This window comes from Paenibacillus sp. PvR098, from assembly GCF_017833255.1.
Taxonomy (GTDB): Bacteria; Bacillota; Bacilli; order Paenibacillales; family NBRC-103111; genus Paenibacillus_G.
The window spans coordinates 3,694,003-3,711,658 of the sequence record NZ_JAFIBU010000001.1 but is presented as its reverse complement, the minus strand read 5'-3'; the positions used below and the strand labels follow the sequence as shown (position 1 = coordinate 3,711,658).

General features: G+C 46.3%; 16 protein-coding genes. 6 read left to right on the top strand and 10 right to left on the bottom strand.

What is annotated here, in order from left to right:
- Nucleotides 1-28: 28 nt before the first annotated feature.
- Together JOE45_RS18405 and JOE45_RS18400 are read right to left on the bottom strand one after the other, a co-directional pair.
- Entirely contained in the window at nucleotides 29-1,105 is a 1,077-nt protein-coding gene (locus JOE45_RS18405) for a mannose-1-phosphate guanylyltransferase (RefSeq protein WP_210022951.1), read from the bottom strand.
- A gap of 57 nt (nucleotides 1,106-1,162) precedes the next feature.
- A complete protein-coding gene (locus JOE45_RS18400) occupies nucleotides 1,163-2,440 on the bottom strand; it encodes a glycosyltransferase (RefSeq protein ID WP_348632556.1) in 1,278 nt (425 codons plus the stop codon).
- 309 nt (nucleotides 2,441-2,749) lie between these two features.
- On the opposite strand from JOE45_RS18400, the gene JOE45_RS18395 reads away from it, so the two are divergent.
- From JOE45_RS18395 to JOE45_RS18375, 5 genes are all read left to right on the top strand, one after another.
- A complete protein-coding gene (locus JOE45_RS18395; protein ID WP_210022952.1) occupies nucleotides 2,750-5,236 on the top strand; it encodes an O-antigen ligase family protein in 2,487 nt (828 codons plus the stop codon).
- A 350-nt stretch (nucleotides 5,237-5,586) separates the two neighbouring features.
- Nucleotides 5,587-7,257: an S-layer homology domain-containing protein gene (locus JOE45_RS18390; protein ID WP_210022953.1), complete on the top strand. Its 1,671-nt coding sequence runs from the start codon at nucleotides 5,587-5,589 to the stop codon at nucleotides 7,255-7,257.
- 142 nt (nucleotides 7,258-7,399) lie between these two features.
- On the top strand, nucleotides 7,400-8,041 hold the full coding sequence (locus JOE45_RS18385) for an S-layer homology domain-containing protein (protein WP_210022954.1): 642 nt from the start codon (nucleotides 7,400-7,402) through the stop codon (nucleotides 8,039-8,041).
- Between the two features lie 94 nt (nucleotides 8,042-8,135).
- Nucleotides 8,136-8,438 carry a type VII toxin-antitoxin system MntA family adenylyltransferase antitoxin gene (mntA, locus tag JOE45_RS18380; RefSeq protein ID WP_245247067.1) on the top strand — a complete coding sequence of 101 codons (303 nt, stop codon included), beginning with the start codon at nucleotides 8,136-8,138 and terminating at the stop codon, nucleotides 8,436-8,438.
- Complete coding sequence (locus JOE45_RS18375) at nucleotides 8,419-8,835, top strand: HI0074 family nucleotidyltransferase substrate-binding subunit (protein WP_210022955.1); 417 nt, start codon at nucleotides 8,419-8,421, stop codon at nucleotides 8,833-8,835. Before mntA ends, JOE45_RS18375 begins: the two co-directional genes overlap by 20 nt.
- 101 nt (nucleotides 8,836-8,936) lie before the next feature.
- Here the strand turns inward: JOE45_RS18375 and groL are convergent, their stop codons facing one another.
- From groL to JOE45_RS18335, 8 genes are all read right to left on the bottom strand, one after another.
- Complete coding sequence (gene groL / locus JOE45_RS18370) at nucleotides 8,937-10,571, bottom strand: chaperonin GroEL (protein ID WP_210022956.1); 1,635 nt, start codon at nucleotides 10,569-10,571, stop codon at nucleotides 8,937-8,939.
- Between the two features lie 121 nt (nucleotides 10,572-10,692).
- Nucleotides 10,693-10,974: a co-chaperone GroES gene (gene groES / locus JOE45_RS18365; protein ID WP_210022957.1), complete on the bottom strand. Its 282-nt coding sequence runs from the start codon at nucleotides 10,972-10,974 to the stop codon at nucleotides 10,693-10,695.
- A gap of 368 nt (nucleotides 10,975-11,342) precedes the next feature.
- Complete coding sequence (gene tatC, locus JOE45_RS18360) at nucleotides 11,343-12,119, bottom strand: twin-arginine translocase subunit TatC (RefSeq protein ID WP_210022958.1); 777 nt, start codon at nucleotides 12,117-12,119, stop codon at nucleotides 11,343-11,345.
- A gap of 14 nt (nucleotides 12,120-12,133) precedes the next feature.
- On the bottom strand, nucleotides 12,134-12,406 hold the full coding sequence (locus JOE45_RS18355) for a twin-arginine translocase TatA/TatE family subunit (RefSeq protein WP_210022959.1): 273 nt from the start codon (nucleotides 12,404-12,406) through the stop codon (nucleotides 12,134-12,136).
- A gap of 42 nt (nucleotides 12,407-12,448) precedes the next feature.
- Nucleotides 12,449-13,450, bottom strand: a complete 1,002-nt coding sequence (locus JOE45_RS18350; protein WP_210023583.1) for a molybdopterin-binding protein — start codon at nucleotides 13,448-13,450, stop codon at nucleotides 12,449-12,451.
- A complete protein-coding gene (locus JOE45_RS18345) occupies nucleotides 13,440-13,940 on the bottom strand; it encodes a MogA/MoaB family molybdenum cofactor biosynthesis protein (protein WP_210022960.1) in 501 nt (166 codons plus the stop codon). The genes JOE45_RS18350 and JOE45_RS18345 overlap by 11 nt, the downstream gene beginning before the upstream one ends.
- Nucleotides 13,941-14,001: 61 nt before the next feature.
- Nucleotides 14,002-14,505 (bottom strand): cyclic pyranopterin monophosphate synthase MoaC, encoded by a 504-nt coding sequence (moaC, locus tag JOE45_RS18340; RefSeq protein WP_210022961.1) that lies wholly within the window; start codon nucleotides 14,503-14,505, stop codon nucleotides 14,002-14,004.
- Nucleotides 14,498-15,133 carry a 5-formyltetrahydrofolate cyclo-ligase gene (locus JOE45_RS18335; RefSeq protein WP_210022962.1) on the bottom strand — a complete coding sequence of 212 codons (636 nt, stop codon included), beginning with the start codon at nucleotides 15,131-15,133 and terminating at the stop codon, nucleotides 14,498-14,500. The genes moaC and JOE45_RS18335 overlap by 8 nt, the downstream gene beginning before the upstream one ends.
- Nucleotides 15,134-15,525: 392 nt before the next feature.
- On the opposite strand from JOE45_RS18335, the gene JOE45_RS18330 reads away from it, so the two are divergent.
- The gene (locus JOE45_RS18330) at nucleotides 15,526-17,496 is read left to right on the top strand and encodes an ABC-F family ATP-binding cassette domain-containing protein (protein WP_210022963.1); all 1,971 of its coding nucleotides are present in this window, start codon (nucleotides 15,526-15,528) and stop codon (nucleotides 17,494-17,496) included.
- Nucleotides 17,497-17,656 lie beyond the last annotated feature (160 nt).

Genomic DNA, 17,656 nt, shown 5'->3' with positions numbered 1-17,656 from the left:
CCCTTACAATTGTATGATATGATAGTGTTTATAAGTATTGTTCTAATTTTTGAAGTCTTAACTCTTTAATTAACGACTTTACTTCCTGTGCCTTTTCTTTGGAACATATTAAAGTAACATCCTCGGTATCTACTATAATTAAATCCTCTACTCCAAGAGTTGCAATTAATTTACCGTTGCTTTCAATAATGCATCTTTTCGTATCCAGATTGAGGATGTTCCCACGTATTACATTTCCATTATCGTCCCGTTCGTTAATTCTTTCCAAAGCAGTCCAACTGCCTACATCATCCCACCCAAACACGCATGGAATTACATATATGCTAGCGACTTTCTCCATTATGCCATAGTCAATAGATTGATCCGGCATCTTGTGAAACTCACTTTGGATAATATCTTTGGGATTGCCTTGTCGGAACCCGATTTTCATTGATTCCAGAATATCATGCATTTCCGGCATTAAGCTTTTAATGTATTCCCTAATGACAGAAACTTTCCATATGAAAATTCCGCTATTCCAATAATAATTTCCTGCATTAATATATTTTTCAGCAGTAGCTAAGTCTGGCTTTTCCACAAACTTCTTGACCTTGTGAACCTCCAGATCGTTCAAGTTAGTAACATCATTACTGCTTTCAATATATCCATAGCCTGTTTCAGGATATGTAGGCGAAATGCCGAGCGTTACAAGACTATTATCCTTACCGGCAACTTCAACTGCAGTTTTTAAAATTTGGATAAACCCTGTTTCATTCTCAATAATATGATCCGAAGGAAGAACCACCATTGTACTATCTGGAAATTTTTCTTCGATGATGATTGATGCAAGTCCCACACACGGAGCTGTATTTCTACCGATAGGCTCAATAATAATATTTTCTACCGGTAAATGAGGAATTTGCGCTTTAATGAGTTCAGCATACAGTTCATTGGTAACAATAAAAATTTGTGATATAGGAATTAATTTCTCCAGTCTACTGATCGTTTGCTGTATCATAGATTTATTTCCAGAAATATTCAAGAACTGTTTAGGTAGATTTGTTCTACTTTTTGGCCAAAACCTCTCTCCTTTTCCACCTGCCATAATTACAGCTGTAATCGTCATCGTTTAAACCTCCAGTTCTTAAATAACTAAGAGAAAGAGCAGAGCACACCATTTCATTTAAAGTAATTTTAAATACTTAAGTCTCTTCTCAATAGTTTTACCAACCGCTATAGGAGAAAAGCTTTCTTTAATCATTTGTTCTCCCTTTTGAGATATCGACTTATAATAATCGATATCTGTCACTAACCTTTTCATAAAATAACTAGCATGTTCTATATCGGGATTAGCCCAATATTGATATGCCTTGTACGGACCATGATCTCTGCCGACTGGTATTAAATTGTAGTCTACAAGACATGAATTTTGATGGTTCATAAAATCAGTATTTGATGACCAGTTAGTACCAATAACAGACTTTCCTAAATACATCGCTTCGGCTAATCCTAAGCCGAAACCTTCACTTCGATGAAGAGAGATATAACCATTGGTTGCATCTATTAAAGAGTTCGTATCTTCTCTACTAAGTATTTCCTTAATTAAATAAATATTATTATAATTAGAAATCAGCTCTTCCAGTAACTGCATTTCATCTGGACTACTTGTTGAGCTGTTTACCTTCACTACCAGCCCCACATGTAAGTCGTCAGGACCAAAAGCTAATTTGAACGCCTCTATAGAGGCACGAGGGTTCTTGCGTTCTTGATAGCTTTTCACATCATACATGGTAAGAAACAAGAAAGCTTTTTCCGGCAAATGAAAATATTCGCGACTACGAGGAGTCGGTATATTCACCTCAATACTATGTGGAATTTTCACCACAGGAACTGGGCTTTTCAATGCGATCGAATTAGCAACAAAAGTTGAAGGCACCCAGATTTCGTTCACTATCTGAAAGCTTTCAAGCCAATCATCCGGAAAATCAGGCAGCTCCCAATGCCAATAACCAATATTATATCTATCCTTGAAAATGCTGTTGCCGTAATGAGCGTAGATCTCAATCATTTGTTCCGCATTAATATGAAAAACATTAATGTTGTACTGCGGGTTTTCGACTTCTTTATGAATCCACGTAAGGTCTGTCATACGCGCTTTGTTAGTGCCTGTAAAATTTGTGATGCCAAAAGGAAAATTAACAGCATTCAAGCTTTTGGCCATTATTCTACAGGATTCACCAATACCCATTTCCGCTCTTGCATATCCGATAAGATTAATACCCGGTGGATAATGCTTGTTCCCAGTAGGATTGGAACCGGTATTCAAAGGAAAGGCTTTTCTTAAAATTCGCTTCTTTGCCATTTGCATTACGGATGGAGGAAACACTAGAGCAAGGAAAGACTTTGAGAACATGGCAAGCCTATAAATAACCCTATAAATAAAAGAAATAATGGTAAGCACCGCCTTGCGAAATCCGGCATTGTTCTTGGTTAAAGCATAATTTTTTCGAAATTTTTACAGATTATTAAATTTATTGCCGAACTTTGTCCAATGGTAATTCTACCATTCTTATATCTTTAACTCAACTTCTCAAATTAGGAATTTGATCCTTAATATAGCTGTTTGTAAGCTTGGAATCCCGTTCTATCAAGGAATATACAAACGACATAAGATGAATTTATCGATGTATCTCGAAGAACAATTGGATAAAACAAGTCTAATATGATAAAATTTTGACGTAATTTATGAAATAAAAAGGAGCACACGGGAATGAGCAATAAGAATAAAAAAAGCAGTTATTCTTACTCCAAAGAATTAAAAGGTCAACCGAATACAATAGACAAAAGCTCCATATTATTTTGGATTTTATCTAGTTTTTCAGTAATATTTCTTTTCTGGTCCCCATTCCAAAAAGCCTTATTCAACGGCAATTCATTTGATTTCGAAAGACCAATCTACTCAGCTCTAATCTGGTCATGCATAATATTGCTCCTTGTGTCGATATATTTATTTTACCACTGGAAAGTCAACACAGTATCGGATCTTTTGAGTATAATCATTTGGCTAATCCCTTTAACTTATTTCATTTCCAGTTTTGGTGCGGCATCTTCTTATTACTCTTCTAATATGACGTTCATTCAGGTCATTTATGTTGCATTCTTTCTACTAGCGCTTTATATATCGAGGAATCCATTGGGCTTATCCATACTCCAAAATGGCTTTATGATTTCCGGTTATGTTATTGTCTTGTTCGGAATCATGAACTGGTTTGGGAATAAAGAAGCCGCTTTTTCGCTTGTTGAATGGTTCGCGGCAAACATGAAGAACGCTACGTTCTACCAGGATGCAGTCATGGTCGACTCGAATGGCGCTCGTTTAACTTCGGTTTTTCAATACGCCAATAGTTATGCAGGATTCCTGATTGCTTTGCTGCTGTGTACTTTGTTTTTAATAACATCGACTAGAAAATGGGTGTCTGCAGGAATTCACGGCTTTATGGCCGTACCCATCATCATCTCTTTCTTCTTGACGTTGTCCCGCGGCGGGCTTGTGATCTTGCCTGTTGTTCTGATTTTGGTACTTCCTTTTTTAAAGCCTTATCGTCAAGTAGTCTATCTGTTACATCTGGTTACCTCCTTTGTTTTGTCACTGATCATTTTAACGAAAGTAACCAATATCGGGGTAGAACTGCACAATGGACACCAAGTGGGTCTATCTCAATCTGGATGGACAAGCTTACTTATCGTTTCGCTGATTAATGCGGTTCTAGCTGTTGTTATTCAGAAGTTTGGGCTGCCTTGGGCTCAAAAACTTCTGAGACGATTTGAAAAATTCAGGTTAGCAAGCATTGCCATTCCTGTAACGGCGATTGTTGCCGGAGGGATTGCCTTAACTTTGCTTCTCACTGACACTGGGCTGACTAAGCTGCTTCCGGACAATGTCCGGACGCGGATTGAAAATATTAACTTCCAACAGCACAGCGTATTAGAACGCGGGACGTTCTATCAAGATGCCATTAAGCTCGTAAGTGACTATCCTATTCTCGGCGCTGGAGGAGGGGCCTGGTCGGCGCTTTATGAGAAATATCAGAACAATCCTTACGTCAGCCGGCAAGCCCATAACTTTTTCCTGCAGTATCTCACTGAAGTAGGTATTATAGGATTTTTAATTTTTATCGTTCTTATTGCCTTGGTTTTCTACATCTACATTCGTAATTATCTTAAGCAGGATGAAAATCTAAGACATTCTAATTTTATTTTCTACATTGTAGCGATCTCTCTACTGATTCATAGTATGATTGACTTTGACCTTAGTTATGTATATTTAGGCATGCTTCTATTCCTTAGTTTTGGAGCAATGGTATCCAAGGATGCTCTTGTTCTAAAAGGGAATTGGAAGGAAAATGTGAATAAGTACAAATGGTCGTTTCCTTCCGTTTTGCTTGTACTATCCTTAATTTTCCTTTTCAGTTCACTTCAGCTCTTAAGCGCAAACAGCAATTTTAACCAAGCCATAGCGACAGCTTCGAGTAACAAAAATATGAATGAAATATTTGTGCCGCTAGATAAATCGTTGGAACAGCACCCGAATCATCCGGATTATACCGGCTACAAGATTGATATCTTGTTGTCAGCATATAATCAAACGAAAGATGAGAATTTTTACTCTGAAGCTATGAGTTTATTAGAGCAAGCCCGTGAAAAGGAGCCTAATCACCGATATCTGATTGAAAGAGAACTCAATATGCTTGTAATGAAACAAGATTTGGCTAAAGCCCTGGAACGGACCAATCAGGAAATCACAAACTTTCCTTGGGACATTACTTTGTATGAAAGAAGCATTGCAATTAGCAAAGACCTAGGAAATCAAGCTCGGACAAATAACAATACTCCTCTCCAAGAACAGTTTTGGAATCAAGCTTTTGAGACATATACAATGGTAGAAGATAAAACGGCAACATTGGCCGCACTTCCGAAGGAGCAAGGGCAAGGCCGGGCTTTTGGAACTACTGTAAAAATCGGATTGTCTTTAGGTCAAATCGAATTTATCCGCGGCAATTATGATTCGGCGGAGAATTTCCTTCGAATCGGTATAAGCGGGTCTCTGGATGACCAACTGACACGCCAAAACATTCGTTGGTACCTTGCAACATTACAGAAGCAAGGAAAGAATGATCAAACATTATTCGATAATTTGGTGGCTAAAGATCCGAATGAACGACAAGAAATTCAGAATATAGTAAATATCCAATTCTAATTGCAATCATACAACAGGAGCATTGCCGGAAGCTTGTCTACAGGACTTGACAGAATGTCAAACCTTATGCCACTTCAGGACTTGATGCTCCTGTTTTGTTTTGTGTCTGGAAATCTAATTTCTATTAAATTCATAATATGTTAATTAATTCACGAAAATGGTAGTTTTTCTTTTCAAAATACTACCATTTTCGACTTTATGGTGCTAGAATAGATCTTAGGCCCTATAACTTTGGTAACTAAGAAACGGCCTTGGCATATATATCTTACGCAGGAAAGGGGTGAATACAAATTATGCGTTCGTTATTTAGAACATTACATTTTGAAAGAGCTGAAAGGAGAAGTTCTGGAGTGAAGTCTGCTGTAATGAAAAAAACATCGCAAGTTTTAGCAGTACTTATGATCGTGTCTATGCTTTTACCAGTTTTGGCATTCGCTGCAGTCAGCTTTGACAAGGCATCTTACGATAAGCCAAACAAAACGATTACGGGAAGTGTTTACAGCACGGTCTATAACGTAAATGACAATGTTTACTTTGCCGTTTACGCTGACAGCAATGCTACATCTGTTATTAGCTCAATTTACGATGCTACATACAGAACAGTCAATGGTGCTACATACTTTGATTTTACTATTACCTTAGCCGATTCCAGTGTTGCTGATTCTGTCTATGTAAAAGCATTCTACGGAGTATCTGCTGCCATATATAATGCTGTTTACACACCAGCTGGGGAGCCAGGCGCACAGCCAGGTGAGCCAGGTACAGAGCCCGGTGTACCAGACGCACAGCCTGGTGAACAACCAGAAGATGAAGAAGGCCGCAGCGCCGGCGGTGGCGGTGGTGGTGCAGCTGCTGAGCCTGGAAAAGTTGATGCTTCCAACGGTAAAGTAGATGCAAGCGTACTGACACAGGCGTTTGAAGGCAAAACCAATGTGGAAGTGAACATCTCCGGTGATAAAGCGGAACTTCCGGCTTCCGCTCTGGTAGACGCAGCTAAGAAAGCTGGCACTTCGATTACAATCGTTTCCGAGAATGGTACTTACAATCTTCCTCTGTCTGTCCTGAACTTGGATACACTGGCTAAAGCATTGGGCGTTGACATTAAAGATCTGACAATCACTGTTACGATCTCTGAAGTTAGCGGCGATACGGCTGCAGATGTGAACAGCGCGATTGACGCTCTTGGCGGTAACGCCATTGCTGATGTGATCGAATTCACCGTAACGGCTTCCGCTAACGGCAAATCGGTTAACATTGACTTTGGTACAACTTATGCCTCCCGTTCTTTGAACGTGAGCAAAGCAGTAAATGCTGCTACAGCGACTGGTGTTCTCTATAACCCGGTCACGAAGAAGCTTAGCTTCGTTCCTGCTACCTTCGCAACGAAAGATGGTAAGACCGTAGCTACGCTGAAGCGTAACGGAAACAGCATTTACACGGTTATCGAAAACAATAAATCTTTCGAAGACCTCGCATCCCACTGGGCGAAAGCTGATGTGGAGCTGCTCGCGAACAAGCTGGTGGTTGAAGGCGTGTCGGACAATCAATTCCAACCGAACCGCAACATCACCCGTGCAGAATTTGCAACGCTGGTTGTTCGTTCCTTGGGTCTGACTTCCGGTTCTTCCGCAAGCCAATTTAGCGATGTGAACGCTGGCGCATGGTACTCCGGCGCGGTGTCCGCAGCTGTTAAAGCGGGCATTATTAACGGGTACGAAGACAACACGTTCCGTCCGAATACCCAAATCACTCGCGAAGAACTGGCCGCTATGGTCGTTCGTGCGTTGAATTACGCTGGCGTGAAAACGGAGATTTCCGCTTCCAAGCAAGCTGAACTGCTCGCGAAATTCAATGATGCGAACCAAATCATTTGGGCGCAAAAAGAAATCGCAGCCGCTATCCATGCAGGCATCATCAACGGTCTAACCGATAACACAATCGGTTCTGCAAGCGAGGCAACTCGTGCGCAATCCGCTACGATGCTGAAGCGTTTCTTAGGCTCTGCTGGCTTTATTAACTAAATCCTTACATCAAGGCTCGATACTTCGGTATCGGGTCTTTTTGTTTATTGTTAACATTTATGGGGTGTTCAAGCCATGGCTAAAGGTGGTATAGTATAATTTATTGAAAAACATAGAAATTATAGGAGGATTACTGCAAACAATGAAAACCGTTGTTATGAAAAAGGTCGCTCAAATCCTCGCGGTCCTGATGATCGTGTCGATGTTATCTCCTGTCCTTGCCTTTGCAGCTTTTGACGATTTGTCTTCCCACTGGGCCAAGAAAGATATCGAATCCTTGGTTGAACAAAAAATTGTAGAAGGTGTTACCCCTACACAATTCGAGCCGGACCGCAGCATTACGCGCGCTGAATTTGCAACATTGGTTGTTCGTTCGTTGGGTCTGACTACTGTTACCTCCAACACTTATTTTAGCGATGTGGACGCTTCGTCCTGGTATGCAGACACCGTATCCGCCGCAACTTATGCAGGCCTGATCAACGGTTACGAAGACAATACCTTCCACCCGACAGCTCCGGTGACTCGTGAGGAAATGGCTGCGATCATTATTCGCGCTCTGACCTATGCGGATGTAGCTTCTGAGGTCAACGCTTCGAGACAAGAAGAGCTTCTCTCCCAGTTTAAAGATGCCGATCAAATCACATGGGGCCACAAGGAGATTGCAGCGTCGCTGAATGCCAGAATTATGAATGGCATGACGGAAGATACGTTTAGTCCTACAAGTACAGCAACCCGCGCTCAAGCGGCAACCGTGCTGAAACGCTTCTTGCCTTATACGAAGTAATTATTTATATTATCAAGAGACTCGATGCTTCGGGTCTCTTTCTTTTTCAATTTGTTGTATAATGAAATAACATATATTCTTAGGGGGTGCTCCGATGATACTCCAAGAAACGCTCTATAATCAAATGATCGATAGCTTGTCTCCATATAGAGAAATCGAAAAAGTGATCCTATTCGGCTCAAGAGCTCGAGGGGATGCAGAAGAACGGTCGGACATCGATCTGGCTATTCAAGCGCCGGAAGCGGACCTAAAGACTTGGATGAACATTTTACACTCCGTCGAGGACTTGGATACACTACTTCTGATTGATGTCATTCGTTTAGAAGAAGCTTCTTCAGATCTAAGACTTAAAATCGAATCGGAGGGCAAGATGATATATGAGCGAAACCAAAATTAACCAAAGTTTAGTGAATTTGGGCCATGCTTTAGAGCGACTGAAAGAGGCATTAAAGGAACCGGAAGCCAACAGCTTGGCGATCGATGGAACGATCCAAAGGTTCGAATTCGTCATTGAGCTATATTGGAAAACGTTCAAGCGGCTATTGGCTTATGAGGGTGTCGAAACCGGTACTCCTCGGGAAGCGTTGCAAAGAGCATATCAAGCCCAATGGATTCATGACGAAGCACGCTGGCTTCAGATGCTTAAAGATCGAAACGAAACTTCACACGTTTACGACGAGATGACGGCACGGCGGATTTACGAGCATATCAAAGCCAATTTTACTGAGCTCGAACAAACATACGCGTTCTTGACAGGCCGTTTTTATAAAGCAGAGCGTGATTCAACAGTGTGAGGCAACTTTAATTTCCGTGGCATGTCCAAATACATAGTGAAATAACGCAAAAAAGCAGCATCCCTAACGGGATGCTGCTTTTCCTTACGGGATAGGCTGGATTAGAATCCGCCCATGCCGCCCATACCACCCATGCCGCCCATATCAGGCATAGCAGGCTTATCTTTTTCTGGCTTGTCAGCGATAACCGCTTCGGTTGTCAGGAACATAGCCGCTACGGATGCTGCGTTTTGCAGTGCGGAACGAGTAACTTTCGCAGGGTCAACGATACCGGATTCGATCATGTTTACCCATTCGCCAGTAGCTGCGTTGTATCCGATGCCTGTGGATTCTTTCTTCAGGCGCTCAACGATAACGGAGCCTTCTTGGCCTGCGTTTGCAGCGATTGTGCGAACTGGCTCTTCCAGAGCGCGCAGAACGATGTTTACGCCGGTTTGCTCGTCCCCATCAGCTTTAACAGCTGCTACAGCTGCGTATACGTTCACGAGAGCCGTACCGCCGCCTGCTACGATACCTTCTTCAACTGCTGCACGAGTCGCGTTCAGAGCATCTTCGATGCGAAGCTTGCGCTCTTTCAGCTCAGTTTCAGTTGCAGCGCCGACTTTAACGACAGCTACGCCACCGGACAACTTAGCAAGACGCTCTTGCAGTTTTTCTTTATCGAAATCGGAAGTGGTTTCTTCCAATTGAGCACGAATTTGCGAGATGCGGGTACCGATATCTTTTTTGTCGCCTGCGCCATCAACAACGATCGTGTTTTCTTTCGTTACACGAATCTGGCGAGCGGAACCGAGTTGGTCTGGAGTTGTGGATTTCAGATCCAGGCCGAGCTCTTCAGTAATCACTTGGCCGCCTGTCAGAGCAGCGATGTCGCCTAACATAGCTTTACGGCGGTCACCGAAGCCAGGAGCTTTAACAGCTACACAAGTAAACGTTCCGCGCAGTCTGTTCACTACAAGAGTAGCCAGCGCTTCGCCTTCAACGTCTTCTGCAATGATCAAGAGCTGCTTGCCGGATTGAACCACTTTCTCAAGCACCGGAAGGATTTCTTGAATGTTGTTGATTTTCTTGTCCGTAATCAGGATGTACGGGTTCTCCAGAACAGCTTCCATTTTGTCTGTATCCGTAATCATGTACGGGGAGATGTAACCGCGGTCGAATTGCATACCTTCAACCACTTCGAGCTCAGTAGCGAAGCCTTTGGACTCTTCAACGGTGATAACGCCGTCTTTGCCCACTTTTTCCATAGCTTCTGCGATCAATTCGCCCACTTCATCGTCAGCAGCGGAGATCGCAGCTACTTGCGCGATGGATTGCTTGCCTTCGATTGGCTTAGAGATGCTCGCCAATTCTAGAACGGCAGCTTTAACCGCTTTGTCGATACCTTTACGTACAACCATAGGGTTAGCGCCGGCCGTTACGTTCTTCAGACCTTCGCGAATCATCGCTTGAGCCAAAACTGTTGCTGTTGTCGTACCGTCACCAGCAATATCGTTCGTTTTGGTAGCTACTTCTTTCACGAGCTGAGCGCCCATGTTCTCGAATGCGTCTTCGAGTTCGATTTCTTTAGCGATGGTTACGCCATCATTGGTGATGAGCGGGCTTCCGAATTTTTTCTCCAGAACCACGTTGCGGCCTTTTGGACCCAAGGTAACTTTTACAGCGTTAGCCAAAGCGTCAACCCCGCGGAGCATCGAGCGGCGAGCGTCTTCACTGAACCTGATTTCTTTTGCCATGAGTAAACCCTCCTAAGTCGAATTTGAATTCAATTTATTTTACCAATTCGGATATTTTCGTAAGTAAATGTAAATGCGCAATACTTAAGTATAAAGCGCGGCGAGATCTGGCAGCTTACACTTACGCCATGATAGCAAGGATGTCGCTTTCACGCATGATGAGCAGCTCGCGGCCGTCGTATTTCACTTCGGTGCCTGCATATTTGGAGAAAATCACACGGTCGCCTTCTTTAAGCTCAAGTGGCACGCGCTCACCGTCTTTGAGTGTACCGCTACCTACAGCTACGACTTTGCCTTCTTGCGGCTTTTCTTTCGCTGTGTCAGGCAGTACGATTCCGCTTGCGGTTGTTTCCTCCTTAGCGATGGCTTCAATGACTACGCGATCACCCAACGGTTTGATCATGAGAAAATAGCCTCCTTTTAAAATTAGGTTATATTTTTTATTAGCACTCGAATGCGTTTAGTGCTAACAACAATTCTTATGATACTAACTTCGCATGAATTTTGCAAGTGGTTTTACAATAATTTTACACCTCAATCATTGTATCCAGGGAATTAGAAAATATACGGCAGGTGAGTACAGGAGATTTCAAGCATTCAGAGGGTGGCTGCAGTAGATAGATGCTGAATTACGGTAGGAGACAAGCCGTTGACGGGAACGGCACGGGCGGCTTCCTTCTTGAGGCGATGAGTGTGCTGTGTAATGCAGATTAACGACTCAAGTCATACACGTCTCTAATCCGTTTCTCAAAAATCAAACAAAAAAGCCTGTCAATCGACAGGCTTCATGGCCGTTTCGGCTCCTTCCGATTCCCAAGCTTGATCCTGCAGCAGCTGCTTCCGGTAGATTATCCCCGACAGAAACACGCTGAGCTCGTACAGCCCAATCATTGGCACCGAGACGATGATGGCCGAGGCTGCATCCGGCGGTGTAATCATCGTGGATATGACAACCAGCGCCAAGTAGGCATAGCGGCGGAATTTTCGGAGCAGCATCGGGTTCAGCAAACGGATCTTCGTCAAGAACATGACCACAATTGGAAGCTCGAACACAAGCGCGAGTGGAATAAGAATATTAAACATAAAAGAGAAATATTGAGTTACACCGTACGTTTCGCTAAGCTGCAAGCTCTCCGTGATCGTTGTGGTGAACAAAAAGGCCATCTGAAAGACGATAAAATAACCGAATGCAAGGCCCAGCAAAAACATGACGAAAGCGAACGGCACATAAATGAGCGAGGCCTTCTGCTCGACTTGCCGGAGTCCCGGCTTCAAAAATGCCCAAACCTGATACAAGGTAAAAGGAAGAGTTACGAGCAGCCCCATAACCAGAGCGAAATTCATATATAATTTAATCGCATCCCACGGCGAAAATACGTTCCAGTTGATTTCGCTCGCCGGCGGGATTGACTTCAAATACGTAATGAGCGGTTGGGCCACAACCAGTCCGATCACCATACCGAGCACAAGCACAATAATGACCCAAATGATTCGCTTACGAAGCTCGGTCAAGTGCTCGACAAGCGTCATGCCGTCTTCTTGTTCCATGTCACTTCACCTCATTAATCCGGCAGTCTACGGGAATCCTGCCGGTGAACCGGAGGATCGGTCTGTGGCTGTTCAGGTTCCTGTGCGCTGGAACTGGAAGGCGTGACGTCTTTCCGTTCCGGCGGCCGTGTTTCATCGTCGGACAATATTTCACGCGTGCCCTTCTTGAATTCGTGCAACGTTCTTCCAAGAGAACGCCCCAATTCCGGAAGCTTGTTCGGTCCGAACAATAGCAGCGCTATGACGGCGATGAGTAATATTTCAGAGAAGCCCAAATTCCCAAGCATAGCAGTCGTCCTTTCCGTCTAATAAGTTCGTTACCGTGATGCTCAGCAGTTGTACAGGCCGCCGTATCCCATCTCGGTAATATCGTTTCGGTTGATGGTTTCGCCAGCACAAATCCTTGGCAAAAGAACGTCAAACGAGGTATAAGGATCGTGCATGACGCATCCGGGAAGCCCCATAATCGGGATCTCATCGAGATATCCGATCAACAGCATCGAACCAGGAAGCATCGGCGTGCCATAGCTGACGATTCTCGCCCCGGCTTGCTTGATCGAACCCGGCGTACGATCGTCCGGATCAACGGACATGCCTCCCGTGACAAGAATCAAGTCTGCTCCTTCTTCCTTGAACCGATGAATCTCCCTCACAATCGTCTCGCTGTCATCCGGAGCAAAGCGCTGCTCTATGACTTCCGAACCCAAGGCGGCCAGCTTCTCTCGCACCACAGGCCCGAATTTGTCCTGTATACGGCCTTTGAACACCTCGCTGCCCGTCGTAATCAGCCCGGCACGCAGCTTCTTGAACGGCTTAACCTCCACAAGCCGTCCAGCGGCGGTTTCCGCAACCTTTTCCACTTCCGCAATTCGCGCTTCTTCTATAATCAGCGGAACAACGCGCGTGCCCATCAATCCCTGCCCCGGCTGGACAACTGTATTCGTCTGAACCGTGGACATAATGATTTGGTTGAGGGAATTCACCTCGTCAATACGTGCTTTATCGATTTTGGCAAGACCGTGGATCGTTGATTTCAGCGTAATTTTTCCTTCATGCGGTTCAGTCAGCTGCACATTCGCGCCCTGCGCGGCCTTGGCCATACGCAGAGCCGCTTCATCCTCGTGCAGAATGCCCTTCTCCAAACGGATCGTATAAATATGCTCCTTACCGATGCTAAGCAGCGCGGGGATGTCTTCTTCACGGATCACGTGGCCTTTTTTGAACAAGCGGCCTTTGAACTGACCGGGGATAATTTGCGTCAGGTCGTGTGCAAGCACCATCCCGACCGCCTTCTCGACTGCAACCTCTTCAAGCATAGACTCAAGCTTCACTGCCATGATCCCCTTCCCGTCCGGTCAGAATAGCCAGCGCATGAGGCAGCTGGTCCATGATTGCAGATAAATTCTCTGACACGCCCTTAGGGCTGCCAGGCAAGTTAATGATCAGCGTTCTGCCGCGAATCCCGGAAACGGCCCGGGACAGCATCGCGCGACGCGTTTGCTGCATGGAAAACATGCGCATCGCCTCGGCGAAGCCCGGTGCCTCACGATCGATGACGCTTAGCGTCGCTTCAGGCGTAACGTCGCGAACGGCCAGTCCCGTGCCGCCCGTGGTGAGGATCAGATCAGCTTTGAAATAGTCGGTCATCTCAATCAGTCCCGCCATAATCTCGTCTTTCTCGTCCGGTACGATGCGGTACTCGATAATCTCGCCGTTCATCTCCTCTTCGATCAGCTCACGGATCACCTGTGCACTCGTATCTTCCCGCTCCCCGCGGGATCCCGCGTCGCTTGCGGTCAAGATAGCCACTTTCCAGCGCATAAACCTGCTCCTCCCCTGAATTCATCTATTCTCTATCTTACATGTGTCAAACCAAGCCTACCTACGGCTGCGGGATGAAATGGTAATCGCCGCTCTTGCCCCCTGTTTTGCTCAGCAGGAAGGTCGGACCGATTTGCATCGACTTTTCCGCCGCCTTACACATGTCATATACCGTCAGCGCTGCGGCCGATACAGCTGTTAGGGCTTCCATCTCCACTCCGGTTTGCCCTTTGGTCCGCACCGTCGCTTCAATATGTAGCTCGCCTTCCCCGTTATCCGTGAAACGCACATCCACGCCGGTGAGCGCAAGCGGATGGCACATTGGAATCCAATCCGACGTTTTCTTCGCTGCCATAACAGCGGCGACTTGAGCTACGCCCAGCACATCTCCTTTGCCAATCTTTCCTTGACGGATCAGCTCGAGCGTGGTTGCCTGCATGGTAACCTTAGTACGGGCCGTAGCGGTACGAACCGTTTCTTGTTTGGCGGAAATATCCACCATCCGCGCTCGTCCCTGTTCGTCAAAATGGGTCAGCGGGCTTTGCTTCGTTTCTTTTTCAGACATCGGCTTCCGCACTCCTCTCCAAGATGTTCCGGGATTCGGTAATAAGCTCGTTGATCCGAAAATCAAAGAGCCCCATCGGTACCTCGGGAACCAACTGATCCTCAAAAGCAGCGGCAATAATGTACGGCTTCGGAAGGCCTGTCCGAACGTACTGCTGCATGAAGCGGTCGTAAAAACCGCCCCCGTATCCCAGTCTGCCCATATTCATATCAAAGGCAAGCCCAGGCACTAAAGCGATATCAATCTGACGAATGTCGAACAGCTGCTTCGCTCTGGGTACCGGTTCGCGGATGCCCCAGGTCCCCTGGTGAAGATCCGCATATGAGCGTACCTCATAGAGCTTGAGCTGCTTGTAAGCCGGCATGACCTTAGAAACGACGACACGCCATTGGTGCTCCCAGCACGCTTCGAGCACAGGCGTGACATCGACCTCGGTTTTGATCGGCATATAAGTAAACAGAGTCGGGCGTCGTCTCACCGTCTGGCTGGGCCCAAACAGCTGCTCCAACCGTTCGATCAATTTGTCGCTGATGATCCGGGATTTGCTCTCCCGCTCTTCCTCTGCAATGGCGGAACGAACCGCTTCCGCTTGGCTGCGGAGCTCAATTTTTCTTTCTTTAATATTCATGAAACGGCCTCACTTTTGGCGTTCAAATCAAATCTGGATTAACTTTCATTTTATCACATCGTGAAAAGAAATACAGCCTTTCATGGAAGTGAAAGCTAACGAGATATTTCGATGGATAAGACGGCGGAACCGGCATGTGATCGGATGCCTGACTTTGTTCTATCACAGCAGGCTCAGCAGAAGAAAGCTGCATATAAATGGGTCGATCTCGTCTCCACGGGTGACGGTCGGACCGGCACACGCTCGCATTCGATTTTGAGCATACGGCAGAGCGTTTTATTTTATATACATGTAATCGACTGGAAATCGAAATCGGCACGTGAATGTGCTAAACTATACAGAAGCATCTTTATAAAAATAGGGGAACTTGGATTCAGGAGGCTTACCAAATCATGTTGCTGCAGGTTACAGGGATTACCAAAAGCTACGGGGTCAGTACCGTGCTTTCTAATATATCGCTTCAAATCGAGGCTCGGGAGCGAATCGGGCTGGTCGGGGTGAACGGAGCCGGCAAATCGACGCTGCTCCAGATCATTGCGGGCGAACTTTCTTATGATTCGGGTAACATTTTTAAAGCAAAGGAAACGAAAATCGGCTATTTAAAGCAAAACAGCGGGCTCGTCTCCGACCGTTCGATTTGGAACGAGCTGCTGAACGTTTTTGCCGGTCTGCTTGAAATGGAAACCGAGCTTCGGCGTCTGGAAGAGCGCATGGCCGACCCGGATGTTCTGGCGGATGAGAAAAAGACGGAAGAAACGATGCGCCGCTACGCTGAGCTTTCCGATGCCTTCCGCGAGCGCGGCGGCTATGAAATCGAGGCCAAAATCCGGGGCATCTTAAACGGAATGGGCTTTGGCGGGATGGACCCAGCTACCTCGGTCCAAGCGCTGAGCGGCGGGCAGAAAACAAGGCTGGCACTGGCCAAAATGCTTCTTGAAGCCCCCGACCTCCTGCTGCTCGACGAGCCGACAAACCATTTGGACATTCAGACGCTCACTTGGCTTGAGCAGTACTTGCGTTCATATCCCGGGGCCATTCTGGTGGTGTCACACGACAGGTATTTTCTCGATGCTCTCGTAGACGCGATCTATGAAATCGAGCGAACCACATCCCGCAGGTACACCGGCAACTATACACGGTATATCGAGCTGAAGGAAGCGGACTATGAGATTCAGATGAAGCAGTTCGAGAAGCAGCAGGACGAGATTACCAAAATGGAGGAGTTCATCCAGCGCAACATCGTCCGTGCTTCAACGACCAAGCGGGCACAAAGCCGCCGCAAAGCCCTGGACAAAATGGATCGGATCGATAAGCCTCTCGGAGATTTGAAACGGGCGAGCTTTTCTTTCGAGGTAGAGACTCCATCCGGGCGCGAGGTGCTGGATGTTCGGGGGATTGCCGTTTCATATGACAATCAAAACCCGCTCATCCGCAATGTCTCGTTTCAGCTGCGCCGCGGGGACACAGCCGCTCTGATCGGGCCTAACGGGATTGGCAAATCAACGCTGCTTAAGACGCTCATCGGACAGCATGCGCCCGACCTCGGCACTTATGATTGGGGCACGAATGTCAAGATCGGCTACTATGATCAGGAACAAACCGGACTGAACCCGCAACAGACGGTGCTGGAGGAATTATGGAATGTTTACCCCCATTTGGAGGAGGCCCGTATCCGCACGGTGCTGGGCAATTTCCTGTTTAGCGGCGAGGACGTGTTCAAGAAGGTCGGGTCGCTGAGCGGCGGGGAGAAAGCGCGCGTCGCCTTGGCTAAGCTGATGCTGCAAAAAGCGAACGTGCTGATCCTGGACGAGCCCACCAACCACTTGGATCTTTATAGTAAAGAAGTGCTGGAATCGGCGCTCATCGATTACGAGGGTACCCTGCTGTTTATTTCGCATGACCGCTATTTTCTGAACAAAATGGCGGAGAGCATGCTGGAGCTCACTCCAGTTGGCGTCACCAGCTACCTTGGTAATTACGACGATTACGTGGAAAAGAAGCTGGAGCTGGCTGAGATCGAGCAGCAGCGGAAGGAAGCCGAAGTAGCCAAGAGTAAAGCGGCTAAGGCTGGCGGCTCCGCTTCAGCAGGCCATTCCGACACTGCCGAACAGGCTCCAAATAGCAGCAGCTACGAAGCCGGGAAGCAGGCTAAGCGCGAGGAACGCAGCCGCCAGCGCAAGTTGGAGCAGCTCGAAGAGCTCATCGCCCGCTTGGAAGGCGAAATCGGCGAACTGGAGTCCGAGCTTGCCCTTCCGGAAGTATACAACAACTACGTACTGGTGCAGGAAAAAAACGCGCTTCTGGAAGAAAAGCGCGCTCAGCTCTCGGACAGCTACAAGCAGTGGGAAGAGCTGGCGGAGTAAGCTGTCTTCAGCTGTGCACTGTGATGACCGGTTGGCAGAGCTGTGGCAGTTTACTTGCGAAAGCAGCAAAAATAAAGCCCTCTATTGAAATAGCGGATCGACAGGCACTTCATGTTTGTGTTTCCCGGCTAAGCCGTGGATGTCAACATCAGTGCTTGAG

Bases quoted from the DNA above. Each gene is read 5' to 3' on its own strand.
- JOE45_RS18355 (WP_210022959.1), bottom strand. From the start codon at position 12,406: ATGCTTGGGAATTTGGGCTTCTCTGAAATATTACTCATCGCCGTCATA.
- JOE45_RS18335 (WP_210022962.1), bottom strand. From the start codon at position 15,133: ATGAATATTAAAGAAAGAAAAATTGAGCTCCGCAGCCAAGCGGAAGCG.
- groL (WP_210022956.1), bottom strand. From the start codon at position 10,571: ATGGCAAAAGAAATCAGGTTCAGTGAAGACGCTCGCCGCTCGATGCTC.
- JOE45_RS18385 (WP_210022954.1), top strand. From the start codon at position 7,400: ATGAAAACCGTTGTTATGAAAAAGGTCGCTCAAATCCTCGCGGTCCTG.
- JOE45_RS18330 (WP_210022963.1), top strand. From the start codon at position 15,526: ATGTTGCTGCAGGTTACAGGGATTACCAAAAGCTACGGGGTCAGTACC.
- groES (WP_210022957.1), bottom strand. From the start codon at position 10,974: ATGATCAAACCGTTGGGTGATCGCGTAGTCATTGAAGCCATCGCTAAG.
- moaC (WP_210022961.1), bottom strand. From the start codon at position 14,505: ATGTCTGAAAAAGAAACGAAGCAAAGCCCGCTGACCCATTTTGACGAA.
- mntA (WP_245247067.1), top strand. From the start codon at position 8,136: ATGATACTCCAAGAAACGCTCTATAATCAAATGATCGATAGCTTGTCT.
- JOE45_RS18405 (WP_210022951.1), bottom strand. From the start codon at position 1,105: ATGACGATTACAGCTGTAATTATGGCAGGTGGAAAAGGAGAGAGGTTT.
- tatC (WP_210022958.1), bottom strand. From the start codon at position 12,119: ATGGAACAAGAAGACGGCATGACGCTTGTCGAGCACTTGACCGAGCTT.
- JOE45_RS18375 (WP_210022955.1), top strand. From the start codon at position 8,419: ATGAGCGAAACCAAAATTAACCAAAGTTTAGTGAATTTGGGCCATGCT.
- JOE45_RS18395 (WP_210022952.1), top strand. From the start codon at position 2,750: ATGAGCAATAAGAATAAAAAAAGCAGTTATTCTTACTCCAAAGAATTA.
- JOE45_RS18345 (WP_210022960.1), bottom strand. From the start codon at position 13,940: ATGCGCTGGAAAGTGGCTATCTTGACCGCAAGCGACGCGGGATCCCGC.